The sequence below is a fragment of the Nonomuraea guangzhouensis genome (assembly GCF_019396345.1).
Classification (GTDB): domain Bacteria; phylum Actinomycetota; class Actinomycetes; order Streptosporangiales; family Streptosporangiaceae; genus Nonomuraea; species Nonomuraea guangzhouensis.
This window is the reverse complement of record NZ_JAHKRM010000049.1, coordinates 14,658-38,988: the sequence shown is the minus strand read 5'-3', so window position 1 is coordinate 38,988 and position 24,331 is coordinate 14,658. Positions and strand designations below refer to the sequence as shown.

Here is a 24,331-nt window from a genome sequence, read left to right as displayed (position 1 = left end):
TGCGATGATCCACAGCCTGTCGCTGTCCGACGTACTCGCCGAGCACGCGCGCAGCCGCCCCCAGGTGACGGCGGTGGTGGACGGGGAGGTACGGCTGACCTACCCCGAGCTGGACGCCCGGGTCTCCCGCCTCGCGGACGCCCTCGCCACCGCGGGCGTGGCGCCCGGCGAACGCGTGCTCTGGCTGGGACAGAACTCCCACGCGGTGCTGGAACTGCTGCTGGCCTGCTCGCGGCTGGGGGCGATCTTCTGCCCGGCCAACTGGCGGCAGTCGGCGGACGAGCTGCGCTTCGTGGTCGAGGACCTGGCGCCGCGCGTGGTCGTCCGGGAGCCGTCCGACGCCACCGCCGCCTTGACCGCCGACACCACGCTCTGGGTGGAGGCCGGGGAAGGCTATGAGCGGCTCGTCGCGAGCGGCTCCCCCGGCGACTTCCCGCCCGCCGCGGACACCGAGCCGGTGCTGGCGCTCTACACCGCCGCCTTCGACGGCCGCCCCAACGCGGCCCTCCTCAGCAGCGCGGCCCTGTTGGCCCACAGCGTGTCCCTGCTGGTGGTACGCCAGATGGAGCCCGGCTTCACCTTCCTCAACAACGGGCCGCTCTTCCACGTGGGCACGATGATGTTCTGCCTGGCCACCCTCCAGATCGGCGGTACGAACGTCTTCACCCCCGCCTTCGACGCCGAGGAGGTCTGCCGCCTGATCGACGCCGAGCGGGTCACGCAGGCGTTCCTGTTCGGCCCGATGATCGACGCCGTGACGAAGGCGAACACCGGCGGCAAGTACGACCTGTCGTCGCTGCGGTTCGTCTCGCACTCGGCGGAGTGGGACGCGATGATCACCGTGGACGACTCCCCCTGGTGCCGGTCCAAGATGGGCGGCTACGGGCAGACGGAGGTCGGCGGCATGCTCACCTTCCTCGGCCTGGCTCCGGGCGCCGCCGGGTTCGCCGGACGGCCGTCCCCGCTGGCCCAGGTGCGCATCCTGGCCCCGGACGGCAGCGAGGTGCCGGCGGGCGAGGTGGGCGAGATCTGCGCCCGCGGCAAGACCCTCTTTTCCGGATATTTCGCCCGTCCCGACTTAAATGCGGTTAAGTCGGCGTACGGCTGGCATCACACCGGCGACCTCGGCCGGCGCGAGCCAGACGGCACGATCACCTTCATCGGCCCCCGGCTCCGCATGATCAAGTCCGGCGCCGAGAACGTCTACCCGGCCGAGGTCGAACGCGCGCTCAAGGCCCACCCGGCCGTCGCCGACGCCGCCGTCATCGGCATCCCCGACGCCACCTGGCACCAGGCGGTCAAGGCGGTGGTGGCGCTCAAGGAGGGCGTCGAGGCCACGGCCGACGACCTCATCGACCACGTCAAGAACGCGCTCGCCTCCTACAAGAAGCCGCGCGAGGTGGCGTTCGTCGACGTGATACCCAAGCGCGGCTTCACCCCCGACTACGACGCCCTGGACGCCGCCCACGGCGGCGGCAACTACCCGGGCACCTGACCGGGCTCCAGGCACAACCCCGCTTCCAGGTGGGCCAGGGCCTTGTCGACCTCGGCGGGCCCGTCCATCACGGGGTTCTTCACCCAGTCGAACCAGACCGCGATCATCACCCCGGCGATCGCCCCCGTGATGTTCCGGATCTCCGGGTCGGACGTGGCGCGCCCCGCCCGCCTGGCCAGGATCTCCTGCATCGTCCTGAGCGTCCCGGTGATGTTCTCCAGACTCGCCGCCCACAGCTCGGGCACCGTGAGCATGAGCCGCTCCCGTTCGACCCCCTCGGCGATCTCCTCGGCCGACTGGGCCGCCGTCACCTCCCGCATGGCGACGCGGACCGCACGGATCGGGTTCAGCTCGGCCGGAGCCGCGTTCAGGGCGTCGGCGAAGGGCGGGAACTGGTCGATGAACACCAGCTCCTCCTTTGTGGCGAAATAGCGGAACACCGTGCTGGGCGCCACCTCCGCCGCCTCGGCGATCTGCTCGACCGTGGTCTCGCTGTAGCCCTGCTCGCGGAACAGCCGTAGCGCCTCCTTCTGGATCAGCGCCCTCGTCTTGGCCTTCTTCCGCTCCCGCAGGCCCTGCACCGGTCGATCGCTCATGTCACCGATTGTCGAGGTTTCAACACAGACCCGTCTACTCACGTAAGAGATCACCCTTATCTGCTAGCCAACTATCAAATAGGAGTCTACTCTCAAAATATGCGACTTCCCATGGACAGAACCCCCGGATGCCCCTTCGACCCACCTCCCGAGCTGGCCAAGCTGCCGCCGTTGTCGCGCCTGGACTTCCCGGACGGGCACACGGGCTGGCTGGCGACGGGCTTCGAGACCGCGCGGACCGTGCTGAGTGATCCCCGGTTCAGCAACCGCCAGGAGCTCAAGCACAGCCCCGTACGCGCGACCTCGCAGTTCGGCCAGGACCAGCCCGCTCCCCCTGGCATGTTCGTGACGACCGACCCGCCCGAGCACACCCGCTACCGGCGCCTGCTCACCGGCCAGTTCACGGTCCGCAGGATGCGGCTGCTGGAGCCGCGGATCGAGCAGATCGCCGCCGAGCACCTCGACGCGATGGCCGCCGCGGGGCCGCCCGTGGACCTGGTGCGGGCGTACGCGCTGCCGATCCCGTCGCTGGTCATCTGTGAGCTGCTCGGCGTGCCGTACGAGGACCACGAGTTCTTCCAGGAGCAGACCGCGCGGATCGTCCATCTCGACGAGGAGGGCGTGCCGGAGCTGGCGGCGCTGGCCGGCTATCTGGGCGAGCTCGTCCGGCGCAAGCGGGCCGAGCCGGGCGACGACCTGATCAGCGGCCTGACCGGCGATCTCAGCGACGAGGAGCTGACGAACCTCGCGCTGATCCTGCTCGTCGCCGGGCACGAGACCACTGCGAACATGCTGGGCCTGGGCGTCTTCGCGCTGCTTGAGCACCCGGAGCAGCGGGTCCTGCTCGACGACGACACCGCGGTCGAGGAGCTGATGCGCTGGCTGTCGATCCTGCACGTGGGCGCGCCGAGCCGGGTCGCGCTGGAGGACGTGGAGGTGGCGGGCGAGCTGGTCAGGAGGGGCGAGACGGTGGCGCTGTCGCTGCCGGCGATCAACCGGGACCCGGGCCAGTTCACCGATCCGGGCGAGCTGCGGCTCGACCGGGCCGACGCGCGGCGGCACCTGGCCTTCGGGCACGGCGTCCACCAGTGCCTGGGGCAGCAGCTGGCCAGGATCGAGATGCGCATCGGCTACCGCAGGCTCTTCGAACGCTTCCCCGGTCTGCGGCTGGCCGTGCCCGCCTCCGAGGTGCCGCTGAAGGAGCGCGCGGCGGTCTACGGCGTGGAGAGCCTCCCGGTCACCTGGTAGCCGGGGCTCAGAGGATCGCCAGCGGGTTGAGCGGGCTCCCGGTCCCGCCCTCGATCCTGAGCGGGGCCGCGACGAACACGAACTCCGTACGGCCCGCCGCACTCAGCTCCTCCAGCCAGAGCATCTCGATCAGGTGGATGCCGTGCCGGTGGAGCAGGATGAGGTGCAGGTCGTCGTCGAGCGGCTCGTCGGCGAGCTGGCGCTCGTTCAGCCCGCCGATCGCCGCGTTGTCGGCGGCCACGGCCGAGACGTCCATCGACGCCAGCCAGCGCCCCGCGCCGGCCGACAGCCCCGGCTGGCCCGACCAGTACTCCTCGTGCGAACGCTCCCATACGGCGGGCCAGCCGGTACGGATCACCGCGACGTCGCCAGCGCGCGGCACCGCGATCTCCGCCAGCAGCTGCGCCGGGACGCGGAAGTCGGCGGGCAGGTGGTCGAGCCCGAGATGCCGGGGCACGTCGAACAGGACGCCCCTGGCGACCACCCCGCCCACCTGCTCGATGCCGCACCGGGTGGCGCCGTAGGAGCGTACGCGGGCGGCGGGGTGGCCGTTGTAGAGCTCGTCGCCCGACCACATGTGGCAGAGCGCGTCCATGTGCGTGGTCGTGCCGTGGTGGGTGACGATCAGCGCGTCGTCGGCCATCCGCAGCCCCGCGCCCACCGGCCGGACGCCGGCCGCGTAGTCGCCGCCGTCGACCGACATGAAGTGCTGCGGCAGGGGACGGCCCCGCAGGTGCGGCACCGTCGTGGGGGCGGGCGAGGACGTGGCGCCCCTGATCGGCATGGACAGGCTGAGCACCTGGCCGGTGCGCGCGGCGGCCAGGGCGCTCAGCACCACGTCGCCGGTGAGCAGGTTCAGTGTGCCTCGTTGATCCTCTGGGCCGAAACGTCCCCAATTGTTAGGCTCGGCTGGCACGTAAGTGTTCCCTTTCTGCTTCCTGTCGGAGGTCTGGATGCACTGTGATCCCCGGTTCTCCCGTGTGCGCGAGGTGTTCGAGCGTCATTTCGCCGATGGTGTCGAGCTGGGGGCCGCGTTCGCGGTCTACCTCGACGGCGAGCTGGTGGTGGATCTGTGGGACGGCGTGGCCGACCGCCGCACGGGGCGGCCGTGGGAGCGGGACACGCCCGTGTTCGCGTACTCGTGCACCAAGGCGGTCACGGCGACCGTGCTGCTGCGGCTCGCCGAGCGCGGACTGGTGGACGTGACCGCGCCGGTCGCCGAGGTGTGGCCGGAGTTCGGCGTACAGGGCAAGCAGCGCGTCACCGTCGAGCACCTGCTCAGCCACCAGGCCGGGCTGCCGGCGCTGGAGGAGCCGGTGCCGGTGGAGGAGTTCGAGGACCTGCCGGCGATCGCGGCGCGCCTGGCCGGGCAGCGGCCGATCTGGCGGGCGGGGTCGATGCACGGCTACCACGCGCTGACCTACGGCTTCCTGGTGGGCGAGGTCGTGCGCCGGGTGACGGGAAAGTCGGTGGGCGAGCTGGTCGCGGCGGAGATCTCCGGGCCGCTCGGGCTGGATCTGTGGGTCGGGGCGCCGGACGACGTGATCGCCAGGGCGGCCCGCCTGTCGGCCGGACCCCCGCCCGGCAGCGAAACGGGCAGGGGCGACGGCGCGCCCGGCGCTCCTGTCGGCGCCGCGACGCCCAGCGGGCCGCCGCAGTATCCGAACGGCGGGATCGCCGTCGCCGCCCAGAATCCCGACAGCCTGATGAACCGCACCCTGGGCAACCCGAGCATCCAGGACCTGAAAGGCGGCGCCAACAACCCGGTGATCCTGCGCGCCGGCTGGCCCGCGGCGGGCATGGTCACCACGGCCAGGTCGCTGGCGGCGTTCTACCGCGCGCTGCTCGCGGGCGAGCTGCTGCGCCCGGAGACGCTCCAGGACGCCATCCGTCCCCGGGTGACGGGTCCCGACCAGGTCCTGCTGCTGGACAGCTCGTTCGGGCTCGGCTTCATGCGGCCGGGCATGACGTTCTTCCTGCCGTCCGCGACCGCGTTCGGGCACACCGGCATGGGCGGCTCCATCGGCCTGGCCGACCCGGAGCACGGATTGGCCGCGGGCTATGTGATGAACAGGATGGCCGACGCCTTCTCCGGCAACCTGCGGGCGATCCGGCTCATGGAGGCCGTCTACCGTTCGATATGACCGCACGAGCGTCACTGCATGGTCACGCCGCCGCTGACCGACAGCGTCTGGCCGGTGATGTAGGCGGCGCGTTCCGTACACAGGTAGGCGACCAGGCCCGCCACGTCGGCGGGTGTGCCGAGGCGGCGCAGCGGGACGGCCCTGACGATCTTGTCGACCAGTCCGGGCTCGGCCGCGGAGACGCGCTGGAGCATCGGCGTGTCCGTGGGGCCCGGGCAGACCACGTTGGCGGTGACGTGCGCCCTGGCCGCCTCGCGGGCGAGCGTCTTGGCCAGGCCGAACAGCCCCGCCTTGGTCGCCGCGTAGGCGCCTTCGCCGCCGGAGCCGGCCCTGGCGCCGTCCGACGAGATGAACACCAGCCGCCCCCACCCCCGCTCCAGCATGCCCGGCAGCAGCAGCTTGGTCAGCAGCATCGGGCCGCGCAGGTTGACCTGCCACATGAGATCCCAGTTCGCCGGGTCGCTCGCGACGAACGGCTCGACGATCGACACCCCGGCGTTGTGCACGAGGATGTCGGCCTGCCCGGCCGCGCCGCAGAAGCGCTCGATGGACGGCGGCGAGGCGAGGTCGACGGCCAGCGCGGCGGCTCCCGGCAGCCCGGCGGCCACGTTCTCGGCCCCCGGCAGGTCCACGTCGGCGACCACCACCCGGGCGCCCAGCGCGGCGAGGTCCGTGGCGATGGCCGCGCCGATCGCGCCCGCTCCCCCGGTCACGACGGCCGCGCGCCCGTCGAGCCGCATCCCCTCCATCACCGCGCGTCCCCGGCCTTCCATTGCTCGACGAGTTCGGCGGCGGAGACGCGGGTGGCCAGCAGGCCGATCGTGTACTTCAGTACGGCCAGCGCGTAGCCATCCGGTACGCCCGCGACGGCGTCGGTCACCACGGTGACCCGGTAGCCGAGGTTCACCGCCTCCAGGGCCAGCCCGGTGATGCCCAGGTTGAGCGAGAGCCCGACGGCCACCACGTGCGAGACGGACAGCGAGCGCAGCGTCATGTCGAGCGAGGTGCCGGTGAACGGGGAGAATCCGTGGTGGCGCCGGCTCTCCAGATCGGCGTCGGCCAGCAGCTCGGGCAGCACCTCCACGGCGGGCGTGCCCTCCAGCATGTGGCCGGGATCCTTGAGCAGGGCGGTGATGAACGGGCTGTTGCGGGTGTGGGAGCCGGCCCGGTCGGGGCGGAAGGCGGCGGTGCAGTGGATCACCGGGAGGCCGGCCGCCCTGGCCGCCTGGAGCACGGAGGCGGCGTTGTCCACCACGTCACGCCGCTGGCACACAGCCACCAGATCCGGAAATTTCGTTAGATCGCCGACGACGCCCCGCTGCATCTCCATGACCAGCACGGCCGTACGGTCCATCCGGCGCCTCCATTTAGCCGAGCGCTTGCTTGGCTAGGACACTATCACCCGGCAACCGACCGTGATAATCGCCTGACACATCGCGAAATATCTGCACCCGTGACAACCGGGACCCCGGATGAGACCGTCGAACGGGAGACGGCCGCGTTAATGGGGGTTCGCTTTGGTCCCTGGTTACCGAGAAGTACGCCAGCTCGGCGCGGGGCACACGGGCCGCGTGTTCCTCGCCACCTACCAGGCCACCGGGGCTTATGTCGCGATCAAATACCTGAACGCGACCCTGCGCCGGGACACCGAGTTCATGGACCGCTTCCGGGTCGACGCCCCCTCGCTGGTGGAGCTCGACGACCCGAACGTGGTCCAGCTCTACGAGTACGTGGAGACCCCGACCAGGGCCGCGGTGGTGATGGAGCTGGTCGACGGGGTGTCGCTGCGTACCATCCTGACCGAGCACGGCAGGACCAGCCCGGAGGCGGCGCTGGCGGTGCTGAAGAGCACGCTGTCGGCGCTGGCCGCGGCCCACGAGAAGGGCGTGCCGCACCGGGACGTCAAACCGGAGAACGTGCTGGTCCAGGCGGACGGCACGAGCAAGCTGACCGATTTCGGCGTGGTGGTTCACGCCGAGGAGCCGGGGGTGCCCGCGGGCAGCCCGCCGTACATGTCGCCCGAGTTATGGACGCGAGGGGAGGCGGGGCCGGCCGCGGATCTCTACGCGGCGGCGTGCCTGCTGTTCGAGACCGTCAAGGGGCGGCCGCCGTACAAGGCGGAGGACGTTCCCTCGCTGCGGGACAAGCACCTGGTCGAGCCGGTGCCGCTGGAGGTCGCCCCCGACTCGCTGCGCGACCTGCTCAGGCGCGGGCTGGCCAAGGACCCGGCGGTCAGGTACGCCTCCGCCCTGCAGTTCGCGGCGGAGCTGGAGGAGGACGCGGTCGCCGCCTACGGCCCCGACTGGGAGAAGCGCGGGCGCCGCCACCTCGGCGAGCTGGCCACGCTCCTCGCGCTCCGCTTCCCGCTGGCCAGCACCGACGACGCGCCGACCGCCACCCTGGGGGCCGTGCGCGACCGGCGGATCAGCGTGCCCAGGCTGCCGCCGCACCTGTGGATCGCGGGCGCGGCGGTGGTCGCCGTGCTGATCGCGGTGGTGCTCAGCGGCGGGCTCGGCCCTGCGGGCACGGTGCTGATGCCGCAGCCGAAGACGTCCGAACCGCTGGATTCCAGCCCGGTCGACGACAAGACCCCGGTCCGCCGGACCTCGGAGACCAGCCGTCCCACGGCCAGGACGGCGACGACCGCCCCCGTACCGCCCGCCACCGTCTCCAGCGCGCCCGTCACCGTCTCCAGCGCGCCTGCGCCCACGACGTCCCGGCAGCCCGCGGGGACGCTGCCCAGCCCGGCCGTGCGGTCGGCGGACATCGTGCAGTGGACCGGCTCGGCGGGTGCGGTACGCGTGGCCGCCGACGGCCGGGGGCCGGTACGGCTGCGTATCACGTACACGCGGCGTGACGGCGACGGCCAGGCCCGTACGGTGCACAGGGAGACGCGCACGCTCACCGGCCAGACCGCCTACACCGACTCCGTGGCGCGCGACCTGGGCTCGGTCGGCTGCGGCCAGCAGGCGCACTTCGGCCTCCTGCTGCTGACCGAACCGGCGGCGGCCAACGGCCCGCAGGTCAGCGAGGTGACCGTGGACGGGCCGCCGTGCCCCACCCCCAGCGCCTCGCGTCCGACGGCCGGTCCGCCCACCCCGGAGCCCGCTACCCCGACGCCGTCACAGCCGCCCGTCGCGCTGCCCTCGGACTCGCCGCGGTCCGGCACCCCGGCCTTCGTCACGCCGAACCCTGACGTCTCGGTTTCCGATGATTCGCTGACCTCGGACGAGCTGACCTCGGACGAGCCGGCCTCGGGTGAGCCGGTTGAGGAACCCGCCGGGTAGGCTTGTCGAGCAACCAAGCGTGCGCTAGCTTGGCTTGCGATGACCTGTGACACCTCCGCCTACTGGGCCGCCTGCAGGCGCGGCGAGCTGGTCGTTCAGCGCTGTACGGCCTGCGATCGGCGGGTCCACCTCCCCGAGGCCGACTGCCCTCGGTGCGGTGGCGAACTCGTCTTCGAGCCGGTCTCCGGCGCGGGCGTGGTGCACACGTACACCGTGGTGCACCGCTCGTTCGCGCCCGGCTACCGGGGCCGTGAGCCGTACGTGCTGGCCTGGGTCGACCTGCCGGAAGGCGCGCGCGTGTTCGGCCAGGTCGTGGGGTGCGCGCCGGAGGAGGTCCGCATCGGGATGCCGGTGCGGGTGACGTTCGTGGACGACTTACCGCATTGGAGACCCGCGTGATCGTTGGCAACGTGCTCATACCCGTGGCCGATCTGGACGAGGCGATCGCCTTCTACGGGCTGCCGGTGAAGTTCCGCGACGGTGACAGGTTCGCCGCGCTGAACGGAGGTGGCGTCACCGTGGCGCTGGCCGGGCCCGCCGAGCACGTCACCGCCTCGGCCGCGCCGTCGTTCAAGGTGGACAGCGTACGGCGGTCCGTGCCCGATCTGGTGGCGCGCGGTGCCGAAGTGGTCCGCGAGCCGGAGGACGGGCCGCACGAGACGCGGGCCGTGCTGCGCGATCCCTCAGGAAACGTCTTCGTGCTCTACTCACCCCTCTGACGACGGAGGCACCCCCGATGGCGCGATCACCGTACGGCAACTATGGCCACGCGATCCTGACCGCCGCGGCGATGAGCACCCCCGACCGGGTGGCGCTCACCTACTGCGGCGAGCGGAGCTTCACCTACGACGAGCTGAACAGAACCGTCAACCGGCGGGCGCACGCACTGCTCGCGGCGGGCGTCACACCGGGCACGCGGGTGGCGGCGCTGCTGAACGAGACGCTGCACGTGGCGGAGGTGTACCTGGCGCAGGCCAAGATCGGCGCGGTGACGGCGGCGCTGAACCCGTACTGGCCGGTGGAGACGCTGCGCGCGGTGGTCGAGCGGTCGGGGTGCACGGCGTTCGTGTACGACTCGACCGTGGAGGGGGTGATCGCGCAGATCAGGCCGTCGCTGCCCGCCATCACCACCTGGATCAAGGTGGGCGCATCGGACACTTCGGAGGCCTCAGAGGAGGAGCCGCCGCTCGCGGGCTTCCACGACGACCCGCTCGCGCTCTACTACACCTCTGGGACGACCGGGCTGCCCAAGCCCGTGGTCCACACGCACGCCTCGTCGCTGGCGACCGCGCAGATCTGGCTCGACGTGCCGCGCGGGCCCGACGCGGTGTTCGGCACAGGCGCGATCATCTGGGGCATCGGCTTCCCGGCCATCGTCGGGCCCGCCCTGTACGCCGGGATGCGGCTGGTCCTGGAGCAGGACTGGGGCCCGGCGAACTTCCTGCGCGTCGTGCCCCGCGAACGGGTCACGCACGTGTCGCAGATCCCGTCGTTCTACGCGGCGCTGCTGGGCTCGTCCGAGCACGAGGCGGTGGACCTGTCGTCGATCCGGGTGATCATGCTGGGCGGCGAGCCGCTGACCGCGACCATGCTCGGCCGGATCAAGGAGCGACTGCCCGAAGCGGGCGTCTACTCCTACTACGGCCAGACCGAGGCCCCCTACACCTGCATGGGCCGGGTCGACGACGGCTCCACGCCGCTCGGCTCGTCGGGCCGGGCGCGTACCGGGAACGCCGTCCGGGTCACGGACCCCTCGGGCCGCCGCGTGGTGGACGAGGTCGGCGAGATCAACCTGGCCGGGCCGCACCGGATGACCGGCTACGACGGGCTGCCGGACAAGACCGCGGAGGTGCTGCGCGGCGAGTGGTACGTCGGCGGCGACCTCGGCTCGATCTCCCCCGACGGCGTGCTGCGCGTGCTGGGCCGGCGCGAGGACGCGATTCTCAAGGGCGGCGTCTGGACCCAGCCGGTCGCGGTCGAGGAGGCCGCCGCGGCGCTCGACGGCGTGGCGGAGGCCGGGGCGGTCGGCGTGCCCGCGCACGTCGACGGGCAGGACGCGGCCGAACAGCGGATCCTGCTGGCCGTCGTAGCACGTGCCGGGCACTCGCTCGACGCCGCCAAGCTCGCGCTCGCCCTGGACGACAAACTGGCCCCGCACCAGCGGCCGGACCGCATCGTGGTGGCCGACGCGCTGCCGCACTTCGAGGACGCCTCCGGCGGGCCCGGCAAGCTCTTACGCGGACAGATCAGAGAGCAGCACGGCCACCTGCTGGGGAGCTGAGCGGTGGTCGCGGAGCACGAGGCCAAGGCACTGCTGCGGGAGGCCGGGGTGCCGGTGCCGCGCGGGGTGGTGGTGCGCGGGATGGACTTCGGTCCCGTCATGGACCTGCGCGAGCCGCTGGTGCTGAAGGCGTACGGGCCCGGGATCGTGCACAAGTCCGAGGCCGGGGCCGTGGAGCTGGGGCTGCGCCGGGCCGACGTCCCGGCCGCGGCCGCGAGGATGCTGGCCGAGGTCGTCGGGGCCGAGGGCTTCCTGATCGAGGAGCAGGCCGCCGCCGGGGTGGAGCTGATCGTCGGGCTGGTCCACGATCCCGGGTTCGGGCCCGTGCTGCTGGCCGGGCTGGGCGGGGTGTGGGCCGAGACGCTGCGGGACACCGCGCTGGGCCTGTGCCCGATCTCCGAGGAGGACGCGCGGCGGATGCTGGGCTCGCTGCGCGGGTCTCCGGTGCTGTACGGGCTGCGCGGGCGTCCCGGGGTGGACGTGGACGCGGTGGTGAAGCTGCTCATGACGGTCGGCGGGGCCGGCGGGCTGTGGGAGCGGCTGGAACTGGGCGAGTTCGAGATCAATCCGGTCATCGCCACCGAGTCGGGTGTTGTGGCGGTGGACGCGCGGTACCTCCCGGCTTCTCCCACCGTGCTTGAGCTCGTGGAGACCGGGGAGCCTGCGGATTTCGGGCCGCTCTTCGAGCCCAAGGCGGTGGCCGTGGTCGGGGCCTCCACCAGCAGGCCGAACTTCGGGAACATGTTCCTCGAGTTCTACAAGGCCGCCGGTGTCCCGCTGGTGGCCGTGCATCCGGAGGCGCGGGAGGTGGGCGGCGTACCCGCCGTGCACTCCCTTGCCGCGGCCGACGTGGACTACGCGCTGGTGGCGGTGCCCGCCGAGCGGTGCGCCGAGGTCGTACGGCAGGCGGCCGGGGTGCCGTACGTACAGGTGATGAGCGGCGGGTTCGGCGAGGCGGGACGGCCGGAGCTGGAGCAGGAGCTCGTCGCCGCGGCACGGGCGGCGGGGACGCGGCTGCTCGGCCCCAACTGCATGGGCGTGTACTGCCCGCGCGGGCGGCAGACGTTCGTCGGCGGCGGGCTCGGCCCGGCGGGGACGGTCGCGCTGATCTCGCAGAGCGGCGGGCTGGCCGGAGAGGTGATCAAGGTCGGCGAGCGGCGGGGACTGGCGTTCAGCCGGGTGGTCACCGTGGGGAACGCGGCCGACGTCACCCCGGCCGAACTGCTCCGCTGGCTGTCGGCCGACCCCGAGACGCGGGCCATCGGCCTCTACCTGGAGGACCCGCGCGACGGGCGGGCGCTGTACGAGGCGCTGGCGGCCGCTCCCGTGCCGGTGGTGCTGCTGGTCGGCGGGCGCAGCGCCCAGGGCCAGCGGGCCGCCGCCTCGCACACCGGTGGCCTGGTGAGCGACGGGCGGATCTGGCAGGCACTCGCCGACCAGACCGGTGCCACGCTGGTGACCTCCCAGGACGACCTGATCGGCGTCCTCGCCTTCTTCCAGGCCCACGGCACCCGAACGACAGGTCCGCACGACGGAACCGCGACCACGGACGGCCGGGCCGGTCCGTACGACGGAACCGCGACCACGGACGGCCAGGCGGGCTCGCTCGGCGTGGTTCCAGGCGGTGAGGTTGGCGCGCCCAGCGCGATCCCAGGCGACCAGGCGGGCGCGCCAGGCGCGATCCCACTCGCCCAGACGGGCACCCCCGGCGCGGTCTCAGGCGGCGAGGTTGGCGCGCCCAGCGCAATCCCACGCGACCAGACGGGCGCGCTCGGCGCGGTCCCAGGCAACCAGGCGGGCGCGCTCGGCGTGGTCCCGGGTGGTGCGGCGGGTTCTCTGAGCGTGGGCGCGCGTGGCGGGGCGCTGGTGATCGGGCCGAGTGGCGGGGCGAGTGTGCTGGCCGCCGATGTGTTCGATCGGGCCGGGGTGCCGCTCGGGCCGCTGCCGGACGCGGTGCTCGGCGAGCTTCGTGGGCTCGGGCTGGGGGCCGGCTCCTCGCTGGCCAACCCGCTGGAGGTGCCCGTCGGCCCCCGGAGCGGGCCGGACCTGGTCCGGCGGGCCGTCGAGGCGATCGTGCGGCACCAGCCGTACCCGGATGTCGTGGCGCACGTGAACGTACAGAGCTTCTTCACCTACGGGACGCGGGCCGAACCGCTGTTCGAGTACGCGCGGGCGCTGGCGGCCACACAGGACGCGCTCCCGGGGACCAGGGTCACGCTGGTCACCAGGAACGGCGAGTGCGCACCCCCCGGTGTCGAGGACGAGGTCAGGGCGATCGTGGCGGCGGCCGGGATCCCCGTCTACCGATCTATGGAGGCGGCCTCGGTGGCCGTCGCGGCGGGAGGTCGCAATGGGACTGCTTGACGGCAAGGTGGCGCTGATCACCGGCGGAGCGCGCGGCATGGGCGAGGCGCATGTGCGGCTGTTCCTGGAGGAAGGGGCGCGCGTGGTGTTCGGTGACGTGCTGGACGAGGAGGGCAAGGCGCTGGCCGAGGAGACGGGCGCGCCCTTCGTCCATCACGACGTCACCGCGCCGGATGAGTGGGCGCGCGCGGTCACGACCGCCGTCGACATGTACGGCAAGTTAGACATCCTGGTCAACAACGCCGGGATCCTGAAATTTCGACGCATCGAGGAAATGACGGTCGAGGAGTTCGACCGCGTGATCGAGGTGAACCTCAAGGGCACCTGGCTCGGCGTCAAGTCGGCGATCGAGCCGATGCGGGCCGCCGGACGCGGTTCGATCGTGAACATCTCCTCGGTCGAGGGCTTCATCGGTGCCGAAGGGATGTCGGCGTACTCGGCCTCGAAGTTCGCCATCCGGGGGGTCACCAAGGCGGCCGCCCGGGAGCTGGCCCGCTTCAAGATCCGCGTCAACTCGGTGCATCCCGGGGCGATCAACACCTCGATGGCCATGGACCCCGAGATCATGCGCGAGGTGGACGCGGACGCGTTCCTCCGCAGCATGGTCACCAAGCGCTTCGCCAAACCGGTGGAGGTGTCGCACGTGGTGGCATTCCTGGCCTCGGACCGATCCAGCTACTGCACCGGCAGCGAGTTCACCGTGGACGGCGGCCTACTGACGGGCGCGGGCTACTGACGGGCGCGGACTACCGACCGGCGCAGGCTACTCACGGGCGCGGACTACCGACCGGCGCAGGCTACTGACGGGCGCGGACTACTGACCGACGCGGGCCGCCGACGGCGGTCCGTCCAGCCAGGCCGTCGGGGTGATGAACAGGCCGGTCGCCTCGGCGAGCACCGTGCCGTCCGGCAGCGACACCCGGCCGTCCGCCCACGCCTTGCGCCCCTCCGTACGCGTGTGCTCCGCCGTCACGACCACCGGCCGGCCGTACGGCACGGGCGCCCGGTAGCGCAGAGTCAGAGTGCCCGTCATAGCCGCCAGCCCGGCGACGGCGACCGCCTGCCCCAGCAGGTGGTCGAGGGCCATCGCGATGATCCCGCCGTGTACGAAGCCGGGCGGCCCCTCGTGCAGCGGCCGGAACGACACCTCCGCCCGTACCCCGCCGCTCGCGGCCCGCTCCACGACCAGCGGCACCGCGAACGGGTTGGCGGCGCCGATGGCGGCGTTGCCCAGGTGGCGTACGGTGCCGTCCGGCGCGATGTCGAAAGGCCGCGCGGACACGCGGCGGGTCGCTTCGAGACGTTCGGTCAAAGCGGCCAGCTCGGCGGTCACGGCCACCAGCTCGTCCTCGTCGACGTCAGTGATCAGCACCGCGTCCATCAGGTCTCTGGTCTGCTGGGCCAGGGCGCACAGGGCGGCGATGCGGGAGTCGCCGGCGGCGACGTCGATCGTCATTGCAGCATCTTAGAACACGTTCTACCAAAACACGTTCTAGACACCCAAAGGTAGATCTTTTACTATCAAACCGTCCTTGTCGGGACATTTCTGGCAAGCTTTTGACCTGCTGTTTTGGTGCGCATTACCTTTGGAGCTACCTTGACCCAGGCGTGACCTGCTCTTTCGCCACGGTAGCCTCCTTCATCACGGAAGACGACAGGCCTCCGGTTTTGCTACACACGTCCCACGTACCCAGGGCTGTGTGGATAAACCCGGTCTTGCCCGGAAGGTTCCTTCGCACGTCCATGACGCCAGAGATGAAGAAGTTCATCGACCTGCTCGAGAGTCAGCTCGGCTACTCCGAGAAAGGCGATGCGTACACCAAGTTCGGCCACTGGTACGGCAAGAACGTCGAGTTCGACGCCGACTACAGCTCCGCCCCTTGGTGTGACATGTACCTGTCGTGGGCCGCGCACAAGCTCGGCTACGAGGACTGGATCGGCCAGTTCGCCTGGACGGTGCAGCACGCCGAGTGGTTCAAGGAGCATGGCGCCTGGGGCCACAAGCCCCAGCCCGGCGCCTTCGTCTTCTACGACTGGGGCGGCTCGAACGACATTGACGCCATCGACCACGTCGGCTTGGTGACCAAGGTCGAGGGTGACACGATCTTCACGATCGAGGGCAACATCGACGGCGGCGTCGCCAAGCGCAAGGAACGCGACACCAGCAAGGTCGTCGGCTACGGCTACCCGGAGAAGGTCAAGACCCGCCTGGAGAACGAGGCCGCCAAGAAGCAGGTCGAGGGCGAGCAGGACGCGCAGCAGCGGGCGAACGAGCAGGCGTCCACCTCCACGACCGACGTGGGCAAGCTCCAACTCCCCGACGACACCTCGCTCGTCGACATGATCACCCGCATCGGGCAGGGAGGAGTCGGGCAGGGCGAGCACCTCCAGGCCCCCCTCGCCACCCGCCCCAAGCAGGCCGTCTCCCCCGCCCCCACGGCCACCCGCAAGTCGTCGCCCGCGGCCACCACGAAGGCCGCCGAACAGGCGCCCAAGAAGGGCAAGCACGCCAAGCCGGCCACCGCCGACACCAACGCGGTCACCAGCGACCCCGCTCCCCTTCCGACCATCGTCGACGCGTCGTCCGCCACGCCGGTGCCCACGCTCTCGTCTCCCGCGCTGATCGGCTCCGCACTGGTGGCCGCCATCGCGGTGCTCGCCGTCGCCAAGACCAGGAACATGCGCGTACGGCCGGCCCGCGCGGCCGCCCTCGCCGCCCCTGCCCCGGCAGCCGTCGGCCACCGGCGCCGCCGCCGCAAGCCCCGCACCGAGACGGCACCCGCCCTGGCCCGCACGACCACCCCGGCTCTCACCACCCCGGCTCTCACCACGGCGGCTCTCACCACGGCGAGCGACCTCGCCGTCACCACCCCGGCCGAACTCATCACCACGAGCGACCTCGCCTTCACCGCTCCGGCTGAGCTCATCACCGCGAGCGACCTCGCCTTCAGTGCCCCAGCCGAACTCGCCGCCCCGGCCAAGCTCACCGCCTCGAACGAGCTCATCGCGTCGACCGACTTCGACTTCGCCGTCCCCGCCGAGGTCGTCGCGTCCGCGCTCGGGAGCGAGCCGCGCCTCGACGTGACCGACCCGCGCCTGGTGACCGGTGCGAGCCGGTCGATCCTGGAGCGGTTGAAGCCGTTGGAGCCGATCGCCGACCTGCTGGCGCGGGCCTCGGCGCCGATCCCCGAGGCGACGACGGAGTTCGACGCGTTCTCGCCGGTCCCCGTGGCGGCGACGACGCGGTTCGACGCCTTCACGCCGTCCGCGGGCCGTGACAGCACGCCTTCGACGCGCCGTGACAGTGCGCCGCATCGTCCCAAGCCCCGCGCCGCGTCCCAGCACCCTGGTTCGCAGACCACGCCGCAGTATTTTGGCTCGCGTACCGCGTCCCAGCACCCCGGCTCGCGCACCACACACCCGCAGCCCGGCTCACGCGCCGCGTCCCAGCACCCCGGTTCGTACACCACGCCTCAACACCCCGGTTCGTACACCGCGTCCCAGCACCCCGACTCGCACACCACGCCTCAGCACCCCGACTCGCACACGCCGTACACGCGCGCGACCGAGCCCTGGCCCACCGCCGAGCAGGCGGAGAGTCCTCAGACGGGCGGCTACTACGGGCGGCGCCGCCGCAGCGGACACCCTGTCGAGGAGGCGGCCCCCTTCGGCTCGGACAACCCCCTGCGCGGGCGCCGTCATCGTCCCCTGGGCGCTGCCCACGGCGCGGAGGCGTTCGCCCAGGATGCTCCGTCACGAGGCCGCCGCCACCGCCTCCCGTCGGCCGTCCCGCCCCGCACGGACGCCTTCGACACCCGTGCTCGCCGCCAGCACAGCCAGGAGGCGCCGGCCGCCTCGCCCACCGTCATGGACGAACTGCGAGCCTGGTCCGACGAACTGCGGGCCGCGAACGGCGAGCAACGAGTGGCGGATGGCGACCTGCTCGTGACCCCACGAACGCAAGCCGTCGCCCCGGCACACCCCCAGCCGCGCACAACTCATAGGGGATCACGCGGAGGCCGCCACCGCGCCTGATCCCAACACCCGGCTTTCGCGGAGCCCCCGCGGGCGTCAGCCTCCAGACCGGACGTCCGGCAATCTCGCCATGCTCGACCAAGATGATCGAAGTCACATAGCGTTACTGATCATCGTTGAGATCACAGCCACGACATTCTCGGCCCCGCTGGCGCGCCCATCATCGTCCGTGTCGGCGGCCGGGCGCTCATTACCACTGCCGCCACCACCGCCTGAGCCCTCAGCCCTCAGCCCTCGGGTCGACGGCCGAAGTCCGTGGCGAGCCAAGTCGCGAGGTCCGCGGCCGGCCGACCACGGTCGCCGGACCCCGGTTCCCCCGCCTCCGGCTCCCGCACGCGGTCGAGGCGGAACACCCGCCAGTCGCCGGCGTCGAGGTCGTGGGCGAGAACGTACCAGCGTCCGCGGGCGTAGAAGCACCGCACCGCCTCCACCCGCCGTCGGCTGGCGGCTCCGTGCCGGTCGCGGTAGCCGAACCGCAGCACGAGGTCCTGATCGGCCGCGCGGAGCAGCACCGCCAGGGTCGAAGGCTCCACACCCCCGCGCTCGCCACCGACGCTCTCGCTGCCCGCGGCGGCGGTGTCCAGGACGGCGCGCAGCCGCCGCGGGAGCACCTGCGACAGCTTGGCCAGCGCGCGGGGCGCGGCGTCTCCGGCGAGGATCCCCTCGACCATGCGCAGGGCCGCGACCAGAGCGACGACCTCGTCATCCTGGAAGACCAGCGGCAGCATCCGGCGCCCCGGGCGCAGCGCGTAGTGGCCACCCGGCCCGGGCCGGCTCTCGACGGCGTAGCCGAGGCTCTGCAGGCGGGCCACGTCGCGACGCACGGTGCGGGTGCTGACCTCGAGACGCCCGGCGAGATCGGAAGCCGACCAATCCGGCCGGGCGGCCAGCAACTCCAGCAGCCGGATGGTCCGCCCGGCGGGATCGCCGTCGGCCGGGGAGAAGTCGGTCATAGCTCCAGTGTCTCCACAATCGCGGACATGATCCGGCCACATCTACCCGTACGGTGAACGTCATGGAGATCGCAATCACAGCACCGTCCGGAAACGTCGGCCGCTTCCTGATCGGTCACCTGGTCCGAGCCGGTGTCCGTCCGCGGCTGCTGAGCCGCCACCCCGAGCAGCCCCGCGCGACCTGGGGCGACCTCGTCGACGCCCGCGAGGTCGACCTGCGGGACGCCGCGGCGGTCACCGAGGCGACCCGTGGCGTCGACGCGCTGTTCCTGGTCGTGCCGCCCGGCGAGGCCGACGACCCCGTCGCGGCGTATGCCGAGATCGGTGAGATCGTCGCCGCCGCGGTCGCCGAGAACCACATCCCCCGCACCGTCCTGCAGAGCAGCGTCGGAGCGGAGCTCCGCGAGGGCGCCGGTGAGATCGACGGGCTGGCCCGCGTCGAGGAGACGCTGGACCGGGTCGTCGCCAAGCACGCCGGCCTCGCCGTCACCCACCTGCGGTGCGGCTACTTCTTCAGCAACCTGCTGTTCGAGCTCGACGGCATCCGCTCGGGCACCGTGGCCGTGGTCCTGCCCACCGGCAACCCGTTCTCCTGGGTCGCTCCGGCCGACATCGCCGCGGTGGCCGCGTCCCTGCTGCTGCGCGCCGACTGGTCGGGACGCCGGGTGCAGGGAGTGCACGGACCGAAGGACCTGTCCTGGGACGACGCCCTGGCCGTGGTCGGCGACGTCCTGGGCCGCACGGTCACCGCCCACCGCGTTGCCGACGACGACATGCGCGCCACGCTGGCCGGCGCCGGCATGTCCCCGGCGCAGGTCGAGGGCATCATGGGCATGTCGACCGGACTGCGCGAAGGATTCGTCCCCGAGCAGCCGCGGACCCCCGTGACCACGACCGACACGACGCTCGGAGCATGGGCCTGGGCTGAGCTCCGTCCCACTCTCGACGCGACCGGGTGACACGTGCCCGACCGTGCGCGCATCATTCCGGGATTGGTGACAGGGTGGTAGATCTCCCGGCGCGCTGACACCCATGAGCCGACTGGAAACCGAACGCCTCGTCATGCGCCCTCTCACGGGAGAAGACGCCGACCGCGCTAACCACCGAGCAACTCGATCACCGGGGCAAAGCGGGCGAGCTGCGGTACGTCCTACAGCCCGGACCGGATGGTGAGACGGCGCGGCGTGATGCCGTAGTCCATGGCGAAGCCGTCGCGCCGTCAATCGGCCTGAGCCTGCGTCAGTCGCTCCTTGAAGCGTTCCGAGCGTCTCGAAGGCGCGCACGGCCACCCCCTGGTTATCGCAGGTAGTGGCTCACTATCTGCGATGAGCCGACTCCCGGCGAGTCTCGATCGCTCGCCACGCGACCCACGCCAGGAAGCCGGTGATGAACCCGTACGCCGTCACCAGCCCGTGCCCGTTGCTCTGCGCGAACCACATCGCTAACCCCAGCAGCGGCACACTGACCGCGAGCAGTCGCTCCTTCAAGAGCCGGGTCCGCATCACCAGGGCCGTCGCCAAGGTTGCCCCCAGGAAGTAGGTGGCTCCCGAGCTGCCGGCGAAATTACGCGGATCGGTGCTGGGGCCGCCCATCCCGAGGAGCGCGTCGACCCACTCCGGCAGGAAGATCCCGCCCGCGAACAGCGCCACCGTCAGCGGCCCGCCCCAGAACCACTGCGCCAGGGCCGCCACGATGGCGAGCGTCGCGATATTCCACACGGCTCCGGCGACGCCGCCGTTCTGCATGAAGACCGAGGTCAGGACCCGCCACCACCCGGTCTTGGCGGGGTCATTGTCGAGCGCGTCCATCGCCCCGGACCACGCCAGCTGGATCACCACCCCACATATGGCCAGCGCCGTCAGCCCCACCGCGACCCATGGGATGGGCCGGCCACGCGCCGGCCCCAGTGCCAGCCCGCTGTTGATCATCATCACCATCAGCGCGGCCGTGGTGGCGGAGAACAGCAACTCACTCATGGCAGGCCCCTTTCAAACAGCGTTCGAAACCGCTGCGGCGAGGTTAGCACAGGATTCAAACGGTGTTCAAAATGCGCTACGGTAGAGCCATGAAGCTCACCCAGGAGCGGATCGTCGACGCGGGGATGGCCACGTTCGCCGAGGTCGGCTACCACGGCCTGTCCATGCGCCAGGTGGCCGTGCGTCTCGACGCCACGGCCGGCAGCCTCTATTACCACGTCAAGAGCAAGAACGACCTGCTGGCGATGATGGCCGACCGCGTATGCCTGCAGGCCTACGACGCCGCCACGGCCGCCATGGAGGCCCTTCCGCCCGAGTCCACCTGGCGGGAGGAGGTCGAGGTCCAGGCCGCCACCCTCCGCCGGAGCCTCCACGAGCACCCGGGCGGCGCCATCCTCCTGGCCGACAGCCCCAAGATGCTCAGCACCGGGGGTCTGTCCCTCATGGAGCGCCTCCTGCGGACCCTCCTGGACGCCGGCGTCCCCCGCCCGCACCTCGTCACAGCCGCCGACACCCTCCTGAGCCACATCACCGGGTTCGCCCTTCAGGAACAGAGCGAGTCCCAGGCCCCCGCCATCACCCCGGAGCGCTACGCCGACCTGCGCACCCGCTTTCCCCTGACCTTCGAGGAAGCCCCCAGGCACGGCCAGGACGAGAAATTCCATCGAAGCATCCACCTGCTCTGCACGGCCATCGAAACCCTCATCACCCACGAGCCCGAGCCACCGCCGTGATCAGCGACGGCCGGTGCGAGCGACAGCGGCATTCCGGCAGCGGATTCGGGCGAAACCCCGCAACGCGCGGACAACACCCTGGTCCTGGCTCCGGTGGCCAAGCCGACGCGGCACCGCACTCTCGACGCCATGGGGTCCGTACCGAAGCCGGCGCGCCATGGTCCGTACCGAAGCTAGCGCGAGGTGACCCCGTAGTCCGCGGCGAAGGTGGCCAGGCAGGAGACGGCGTCGCGGCTGCGCTTCCACGGACGGACGATCAGCCGGTCCACTCCCAGCCCAGCCCAGTCCGCCACCTCATCCGGCGACGCCAGCGAGTACGCGTGGGCCGTCACCGAGCAGCGCCGCTCCCCCCGCAGCGCCGCCAGCCGGCCCAGTTGCGGTCTGATCGACTCCAGTGTGTGCGGCATGCTGATCCAGCCGTCACACAACGACGCGGCCCGACGCAGGGCAGCGGGGGATTCGCCGCCGCAAAGGATCGGCAGCCGGTGCTGTACCGGCTTGGGCTCGAACGCCACCTCGGGAAACGAGTAGAACCGCCCCGAATGCTCGACCACCGGCGAGCTCCACAACCGCCTGGCCACCTCGATGGCCTCGTCCAGCCGTGCGCCGCGTGAGGCGAAGGGGATGCCGGCCGCGTCCCATTCCCCCCGGTACCAGCCCGCTCCTACCCCGCAGATGGCCCGGCCCGACGACACCACGTCGAGCGTGGCGAAGGCGCGGGCCGACACGAACGGGTGGCGCAGTGCGAAGAGGTGCACGGCCGTACCCAGCCTGATCCTGGAGGTCAACGCGGCCAGCCAGCACAGGTACGCGGGCGCGTCGAACAGCGGCGTGGACGGCGTGATGCCCGGCTCGGAGGTGCCCGGGTAGCGGGCCGTCGACAGGTCGGTGCTGAACACGAGGTGCTCGGGCAGCCACACGGACTCGAAGCCCAGCTCGTCGGCGGCCACCGCCACGTCCTTCCAGGCGGCCGGATGAATGAGGCCGAGCGGGACGCCGAACCTCATGGGTACCGCCTCAGATCGCCGCCGATCACCGATGTCCGTACCCGGGCCCGGTGTACGGCGGAGCCACCGTACGCGGCCGACAGCGACCAGGCCCGCGCCAGCCAGAACCGCAGGTCCAGCTCGTCGGTGTAACCGATCGCACCGTGCACCTGCAACGCCACCCGCGCCGCCAGCGCGGCCGCCTCACCGGCGGCGGCCTTGGCGGCACTGACGTCCCGGTCCATGGTCGGCACCGGCCGACCAGCCCCGCGCACCGACCGCGCCACCACGGGAACCTCCCCATCCGCCCCCGGCGCCGCCCGGTCCCCCCACGACGCCGCCCCATCCACCTGCCGCACCGGCCGATCCACCGGCGGATCCACCGACAGGGCCGCCCGGTAGACGAGTGGGGCGGCGAAGTCCAGCGCGATGGCCACGTCGGCCAGCTGGTGCTTGACCGCCTGGAACGACCCGATGGCCGTGCCGAACTGGGTCCTGACCCCGGCATGCGCCACGGTGACCGACAGCAGATGCCTGGCCACCCCGATGAGCTGCGCCGCCGTCGCCACGGTGGCCCGTCGCAGGGCGGGGAGGTACGAGCGGTCCAGGCGAACGGAGTCGTCGAAGGAGACCTCGAACAGCCTCCGGCACGGATCGGCACCGGGCCGGGGCGCCAGCCGTACGGACTCCCTGGAGACCAGGTGCAGGCCGTCGGCGCGCGCGACCACGAGCAGGTCGACCAGGTCGGCGTCGGGAGCGTACGCCTGGCCGGGAAGCAGCACGCTCACGCAGACCGACCCGGAGGCGAGCTTCGCGACGTCGTCCAGCAGGTACGGCGCCGCCACGGCGGTCTCCACGACCGGACCGGGCAGGCAGGCCCGTCCGGTCTCCTCCAGCGCGGCCACCGCGTCCACCAGCCGGAGCCCGAGCCCGTCGGCGTCCGGCGGCAGGAGCAGCCCGAAGAAGCCGATCCCGGCCAGCTGTTCCCAGGCGGGGCGGCGTTCGGAGCGCAGCGCGGCGGGTGGGCAGTGCGCGCGCAGCACATCCCGTACGGTCTCGGCGAGGGCCAGTTGCTCGTCGGTGAAGGCGAAGGTCATCGGGGCAGCCCCAGGACTCGCTCGGCGATGATGTTGCGCTGGATCTCGTTCGTGCCCGCGTAGATGGGCCCCGCCAGCGCGAACAGGAACCCGTCCAGCCACGGCGTCTCCCCCGCCCGTTCGCCGAGCAGCTCCATGGCCAGGGTGTGCATCCGCAGGTCCAGCTCGGACCAGAAGACCTTGCCCATGCTGGCCGCGGAGCCGATCTCGGCGCCCGACATGAGCCGGTGGGCGGTGGCGAAGGTGTGCAGGCGGTACGCCTCGGCGTCGGTCCAGCAGCGGGCCGCCCGGTCGGCGAGTTCGGGGCTCGCGTCGCGGGCCAGGTGGACGAGCCGGTCGGCGGTGGCCAGGAAGCGGCCGGGGCTGCGCAGGGCGAGTCCGCGTTCGGAGGAGGTGGTGGCCATCGCGATCCGCCAGCCCTCGCCGGGGGCGCCGAGCACCATCGAGTCGGGTACGAAGACGCCGTCGAAGAACAGCTCGGCGAACCCGGGCAGCCCGTCGAGCTGCGCGATCGGCCGGACCGTCACCTCGTCGAGCGGGAACATGAAGTACGTCAGCCCCCGGTGCCTGCCCTCATCCGAGGTACGGAAGAGACCGAACCCGTGTGAGGCGTAGGCGGCGCGGGAGCTCCACGTCTTCTGCCCGGACAGCCGCCAGCCGCCGTCCACCCGGGTCGCCCGTGACTTCAGCGCGGCCAGGTCGCTGCCCGCCTCCGGCTCCGACCACGCCTGCGCCCATACCTCGTCGGCCTTGGCCATTCCGGGCAGCCAGCGCCGCCGCTGCTCCTCCGTGCCGTACGCCAGCAGGGTCGGGGCCAGCAGGAAGACGCCGTTCTGGGTGACCCGGCCGGGAGCGCCCGCGGCCCAGTACTCCTCCTCGAAGATCAACCACTCGATCAGCGAGGCGTTCCGCCCGCCGTACTCCTCGGGCCAGGAGACGGCGGACAGCCGGGCGGAGGCGAGCAGCGCCTCCCACGCGCGGTGCGCCTCGAAGCCCTCGGGGGTGTCCATCGACGGCAGCCCATCGGGTACGTGACGGGCGAGCCAGTCCCGAACCTCGGCACGGAAGTCCTGCTCGGCCGCGGAGAAGTCGAGATCCACAAGACCAACCTAGCGTATGCTTGGTCGCATCGCCA

22 protein-coding genes are annotated in these 24,331 nt (G+C 71.8%); 12 read left to right on the top strand and 10 right to left on the bottom strand.

Annotated elements, in window-relative coordinates; genetic code table 11:
• Positions 1-4: 4 nt before the first annotated feature.
• Positions 5-1,495 carry an AMP-binding protein gene (locus KME78_RS57650; RefSeq protein WP_219538607.1) on the top strand — a complete coding sequence of 497 codons (1,491 nt, stop codon included), beginning with the start codon at positions 5-7 and terminating at the stop codon, positions 1,493-1,495.
• Here the strand turns inward: KME78_RS57650 and KME78_RS57645 are convergent.
• Positions 1,480-2,091, bottom strand: a complete 612-nt coding sequence (locus tag KME78_RS57645; protein WP_219538606.1) for a TetR/AcrR family transcriptional regulator — start codon at positions 2,089-2,091, stop codon at positions 1,480-1,482. The genes KME78_RS57650 and KME78_RS57645 overlap by 16 nt on opposite strands.
• A 99-nt stretch (positions 2,092-2,190) precedes the next feature.
• On the opposite strand from KME78_RS57645, the gene KME78_RS57640 reads away from it, so the two are divergent.
• Positions 2,191-3,339, top strand: a complete 1,149-nt coding sequence (locus tag KME78_RS57640) for a cytochrome P450 (RefSeq protein ID WP_219538605.1) — start codon at positions 2,191-2,193, stop codon at positions 3,337-3,339.
• Positions 3,340-3,346: 7 nt separating this feature from the next.
• Here the strand turns inward: KME78_RS57640 and KME78_RS57635 are convergent, their stop codons facing one another.
• Positions 3,347-4,255 (bottom strand): cyclase family protein, encoded by a 909-nt coding sequence (locus KME78_RS57635; protein WP_219538604.1) that lies wholly within the window; start codon positions 4,253-4,255, stop codon positions 3,347-3,349.
• Positions 4,256-4,292: 37 nt separating this feature from the next.
• Between KME78_RS57635 and KME78_RS57630 the strand changes: the two genes are divergently transcribed.
• Complete coding sequence (locus KME78_RS57630; protein WP_219538602.1) at positions 4,293-5,483, top strand: serine hydrolase domain-containing protein; 1,191 nt, start codon at positions 4,293-4,295, stop codon at positions 5,481-5,483.
• A gap of 11 nt (positions 5,484-5,494) precedes the next feature.
• Here the strand turns inward: KME78_RS57630 and KME78_RS57625 are convergent, their stop codons facing one another.
• Both KME78_RS57625 and KME78_RS57620 read right to left on the bottom strand, forming a co-directional pair.
• Positions 5,495-6,232 (bottom strand): SDR family NAD(P)-dependent oxidoreductase, encoded by a 738-nt coding sequence (locus KME78_RS57625; protein ID WP_219538665.1) that lies wholly within the window; start codon positions 6,230-6,232, stop codon positions 5,495-5,497.
• Positions 6,232-6,837, bottom strand: a complete 606-nt coding sequence (locus KME78_RS57620) for a cysteine hydrolase family protein (protein WP_219538601.1) — start codon at positions 6,835-6,837, stop codon at positions 6,232-6,234. The genes KME78_RS57625 and KME78_RS57620 overlap by 1 nt, the downstream gene beginning before the upstream one ends.
• Positions 6,838-7,000: 163 nt before the next feature.
• Here KME78_RS57620 and KME78_RS57615 point away from each other — a divergent pair, with 163 nt between their 5' ends.
• Genes KME78_RS57615 through KME78_RS57590 form a run of 6 tightly spaced genes read left to right on the top strand, consistent with a single transcriptional unit; the run spans position 7,001 to position 14,151 of the window.
• Complete coding sequence (locus KME78_RS57615) at positions 7,001-8,770, top strand: serine/threonine-protein kinase (protein WP_219538600.1); 1,770 nt, start codon at positions 7,001-7,003, stop codon at positions 8,768-8,770.
• Between the two features lie 39 nt (positions 8,771-8,809).
• Positions 8,810-9,169, top strand: a complete 360-nt coding sequence (locus KME78_RS57610) for a Zn-ribbon domain-containing OB-fold protein (RefSeq protein WP_214643058.1) — start codon at positions 8,810-8,812, stop codon at positions 9,167-9,169.
• Positions 9,166-9,489: a VOC family protein gene (locus tag KME78_RS57605; protein WP_308127544.1), complete on the top strand. Its 324-nt coding sequence runs from the start codon at positions 9,166-9,168 to the stop codon at positions 9,487-9,489. Before KME78_RS57610 ends, KME78_RS57605 begins: the two co-directional genes overlap by 4 nt.
• A gap of 17 nt (positions 9,490-9,506) precedes the next feature.
• Positions 9,507-11,051 (top strand): class I adenylate-forming enzyme family protein, encoded by a 1,545-nt coding sequence (locus KME78_RS57600; RefSeq protein WP_219538598.1) that lies wholly within the window; start codon positions 9,507-9,509, stop codon positions 11,049-11,051.
• 3 nt (positions 11,052-11,054) lie between these two features.
• On the top strand, positions 11,055-13,415 hold the full coding sequence (locus KME78_RS65645) for an acetate--CoA ligase family protein (protein ID WP_308127543.1): 2,361 nt from the start codon (positions 11,055-11,057) through the stop codon (positions 13,413-13,415).
• The gene (locus tag KME78_RS57590; protein ID WP_219538597.1) at positions 13,402-14,151 is read left to right on the top strand and encodes a glucose 1-dehydrogenase; all 750 of its coding nucleotides are present in this window, start codon (positions 13,402-13,404) and stop codon (positions 14,149-14,151) included. Before KME78_RS65645 ends, KME78_RS57590 begins: the two co-directional genes overlap by 14 nt.
• 78 nt (positions 14,152-14,229) lie before the next feature.
• On the opposite strand, the gene KME78_RS57585 is transcribed toward KME78_RS57590, so the two are convergent.
• On the bottom strand, positions 14,230-14,871 hold the full coding sequence (locus tag KME78_RS57585; protein WP_219538596.1) for a PaaI family thioesterase: 642 nt from the start codon (positions 14,869-14,871) through the stop codon (positions 14,230-14,232).
• A 299-nt stretch (positions 14,872-15,170) separates the two neighbouring features.
• Here KME78_RS57585 and KME78_RS57580 point away from each other — a divergent pair, with 299 nt between their 5' ends.
• Positions 15,171-17,450 carry a CHAP domain-containing protein gene (locus tag KME78_RS57580; RefSeq protein WP_246654793.1) on the top strand — a complete coding sequence of 760 codons (2,280 nt, stop codon included), beginning with the start codon at positions 15,171-15,173 and terminating at the stop codon, positions 17,448-17,450.
• Positions 17,451-17,677: 227 nt separating this feature from the next.
• Here KME78_RS57580 and KME78_RS57575 read toward each other — a convergent pair whose 3' ends face one another.
• Positions 17,678-18,403, bottom strand: a complete 726-nt coding sequence (locus tag KME78_RS57575; protein WP_219538592.1) for a helix-turn-helix transcriptional regulator — start codon at positions 18,401-18,403, stop codon at positions 17,678-17,680.
• Positions 18,404-18,465: 62 nt separating this feature from the next.
• Here KME78_RS57575 and KME78_RS57570 point away from each other — a divergent pair, with 62 nt between their 5' ends.
• Positions 18,466-19,362: an NAD(P)H-binding protein gene (locus tag KME78_RS57570; protein ID WP_219538591.1), complete on the top strand. Its 897-nt coding sequence runs from the start codon at positions 18,466-18,468 to the stop codon at positions 19,360-19,362.
• Between the two features lie 357 nt (positions 19,363-19,719).
• On the opposite strand, the gene KME78_RS57565 is transcribed toward KME78_RS57570, so the two are convergent.
• Complete coding sequence (locus KME78_RS57565; protein ID WP_219538589.1) at positions 19,720-20,379, bottom strand: hypothetical protein; 660 nt, start codon at positions 20,377-20,379, stop codon at positions 19,720-19,722.
• An 89-nt stretch (positions 20,380-20,468) separates the two neighbouring features.
• Here KME78_RS57565 and KME78_RS57560 point away from each other — a divergent pair, with 89 nt between their 5' ends.
• On the top strand, positions 20,469-21,113 hold the full coding sequence (locus KME78_RS57560) for a TetR/AcrR family transcriptional regulator (protein WP_219538588.1): 645 nt from the start codon (positions 20,469-20,471) through the stop codon (positions 21,111-21,113).
• Positions 21,114-21,286: 173 nt separating this feature from the next.
• On the opposite strand, the gene KME78_RS57555 is transcribed toward KME78_RS57560, so the two are convergent.
• Genes KME78_RS57555 through KME78_RS57545 form a run of 3 tightly spaced genes read right to left on the bottom strand, consistent with a single transcriptional unit; the run spans position 21,287 to position 24,296 of the window.
• On the bottom strand, positions 21,287-22,120 hold the full coding sequence (locus KME78_RS57555; protein ID WP_219538587.1) for a TIGR03619 family F420-dependent LLM class oxidoreductase: 834 nt from the start codon (positions 22,118-22,120) through the stop codon (positions 21,287-21,289).
• Entirely contained in the window at positions 22,117-23,196 is a 1,080-nt protein-coding gene (locus KME78_RS57550; RefSeq protein WP_219538586.1) for an acyl-CoA dehydrogenase family protein, read from the bottom strand. Before KME78_RS57550 ends, KME78_RS57555 begins: the two co-directional genes overlap by 4 nt.
• Positions 23,193-24,296, bottom strand: a complete 1,104-nt coding sequence (locus KME78_RS57545) for an acyl-CoA dehydrogenase family protein (RefSeq protein WP_219538584.1) — start codon at positions 24,294-24,296, stop codon at positions 23,193-23,195. Before KME78_RS57545 ends, KME78_RS57550 begins: the two co-directional genes overlap by 4 nt.
• Positions 24,297-24,331 lie beyond the last annotated feature (35 nt).

Coding starts and splice junctions, on each gene's coding strand:
- KME78_RS57650 (WP_219538607.1), top strand. CDS start 5: ATGATCCACAGCCTGTCGCTGTCCGACGTACTCGCCGAGCACGCGCGC.
- KME78_RS57645 (WP_219538606.1), bottom strand. CDS start 2,091: ATGAGCGATCGACCGGTGCAGGGCCTGCGGGAGCGGAAGAAGGCCAAG.
- KME78_RS57640 (WP_219538605.1), top strand. CDS start 2,191: ATGCGACTTCCCATGGACAGAACCCCCGGATGCCCCTTCGACCCACCT.
- KME78_RS57630 (WP_219538602.1), top strand. CDS start 4,293: ATGCACTGTGATCCCCGGTTCTCCCGTGTGCGCGAGGTGTTCGAGCGT.
- KME78_RS57625 (WP_219538665.1), bottom strand. CDS start 6,232: ATGGAGGGGATGCGGCTCGACGGGCGCGCGGCCGTCGTGACCGGGGGA.
- KME78_RS57620 (WP_219538601.1), bottom strand. CDS start 6,837: ATGGACCGTACGGCCGTGCTGGTCATGGAGATGCAGCGGGGCGTCGTC.
- KME78_RS57610 (WP_214643058.1), top strand. CDS start 8,810: ATGACCTGTGACACCTCCGCCTACTGGGCCGCCTGCAGGCGCGGCGAG.
- KME78_RS57600 (WP_219538598.1), top strand. CDS start 9,507: ATGGCGCGATCACCGTACGGCAACTATGGCCACGCGATCCTGACCGCC.
- KME78_RS57590 (WP_219538597.1), top strand. CDS start 13,402: ATGGGACTGCTTGACGGCAAGGTGGCGCTGATCACCGGCGGAGCGCGC.
- KME78_RS57585 (WP_219538596.1), bottom strand. CDS start 14,871: ATGACGATCGACGTCGCCGCCGGCGACTCCCGCATCGCCGCCCTGTGC.
- KME78_RS57580 (WP_246654793.1), top strand. CDS start 15,171: ATGAAGAAGTTCATCGACCTGCTCGAGAGTCAGCTCGGCTACTCCGAG.
- KME78_RS57575 (WP_219538592.1), bottom strand. CDS start 18,403: ATGACCGACTTCTCCCCGGCCGACGGCGATCCCGCCGGGCGGACCATC.
- KME78_RS57570 (WP_219538591.1), top strand. CDS start 18,466: ATGGAGATCGCAATCACAGCACCGTCCGGAAACGTCGGCCGCTTCCTG.
- KME78_RS57565 (WP_219538589.1), bottom strand. CDS start 20,379: ATGAGTGAGTTGCTGTTCTCCGCCACCACGGCCGCGCTGATGGTGATG.
- KME78_RS57560 (WP_219538588.1), top strand. CDS start 20,469: ATGAAGCTCACCCAGGAGCGGATCGTCGACGCGGGGATGGCCACGTTC.
- KME78_RS57555 (WP_219538587.1), bottom strand. CDS start 22,120: ATGAGGTTCGGCGTCCCGCTCGGCCTCATTCATCCGGCCGCCTGGAAG.
- KME78_RS57550 (WP_219538586.1), bottom strand. CDS start 23,196: ATGACCTTCGCCTTCACCGACGAGCAACTGGCCCTCGCCGAGACCGTA.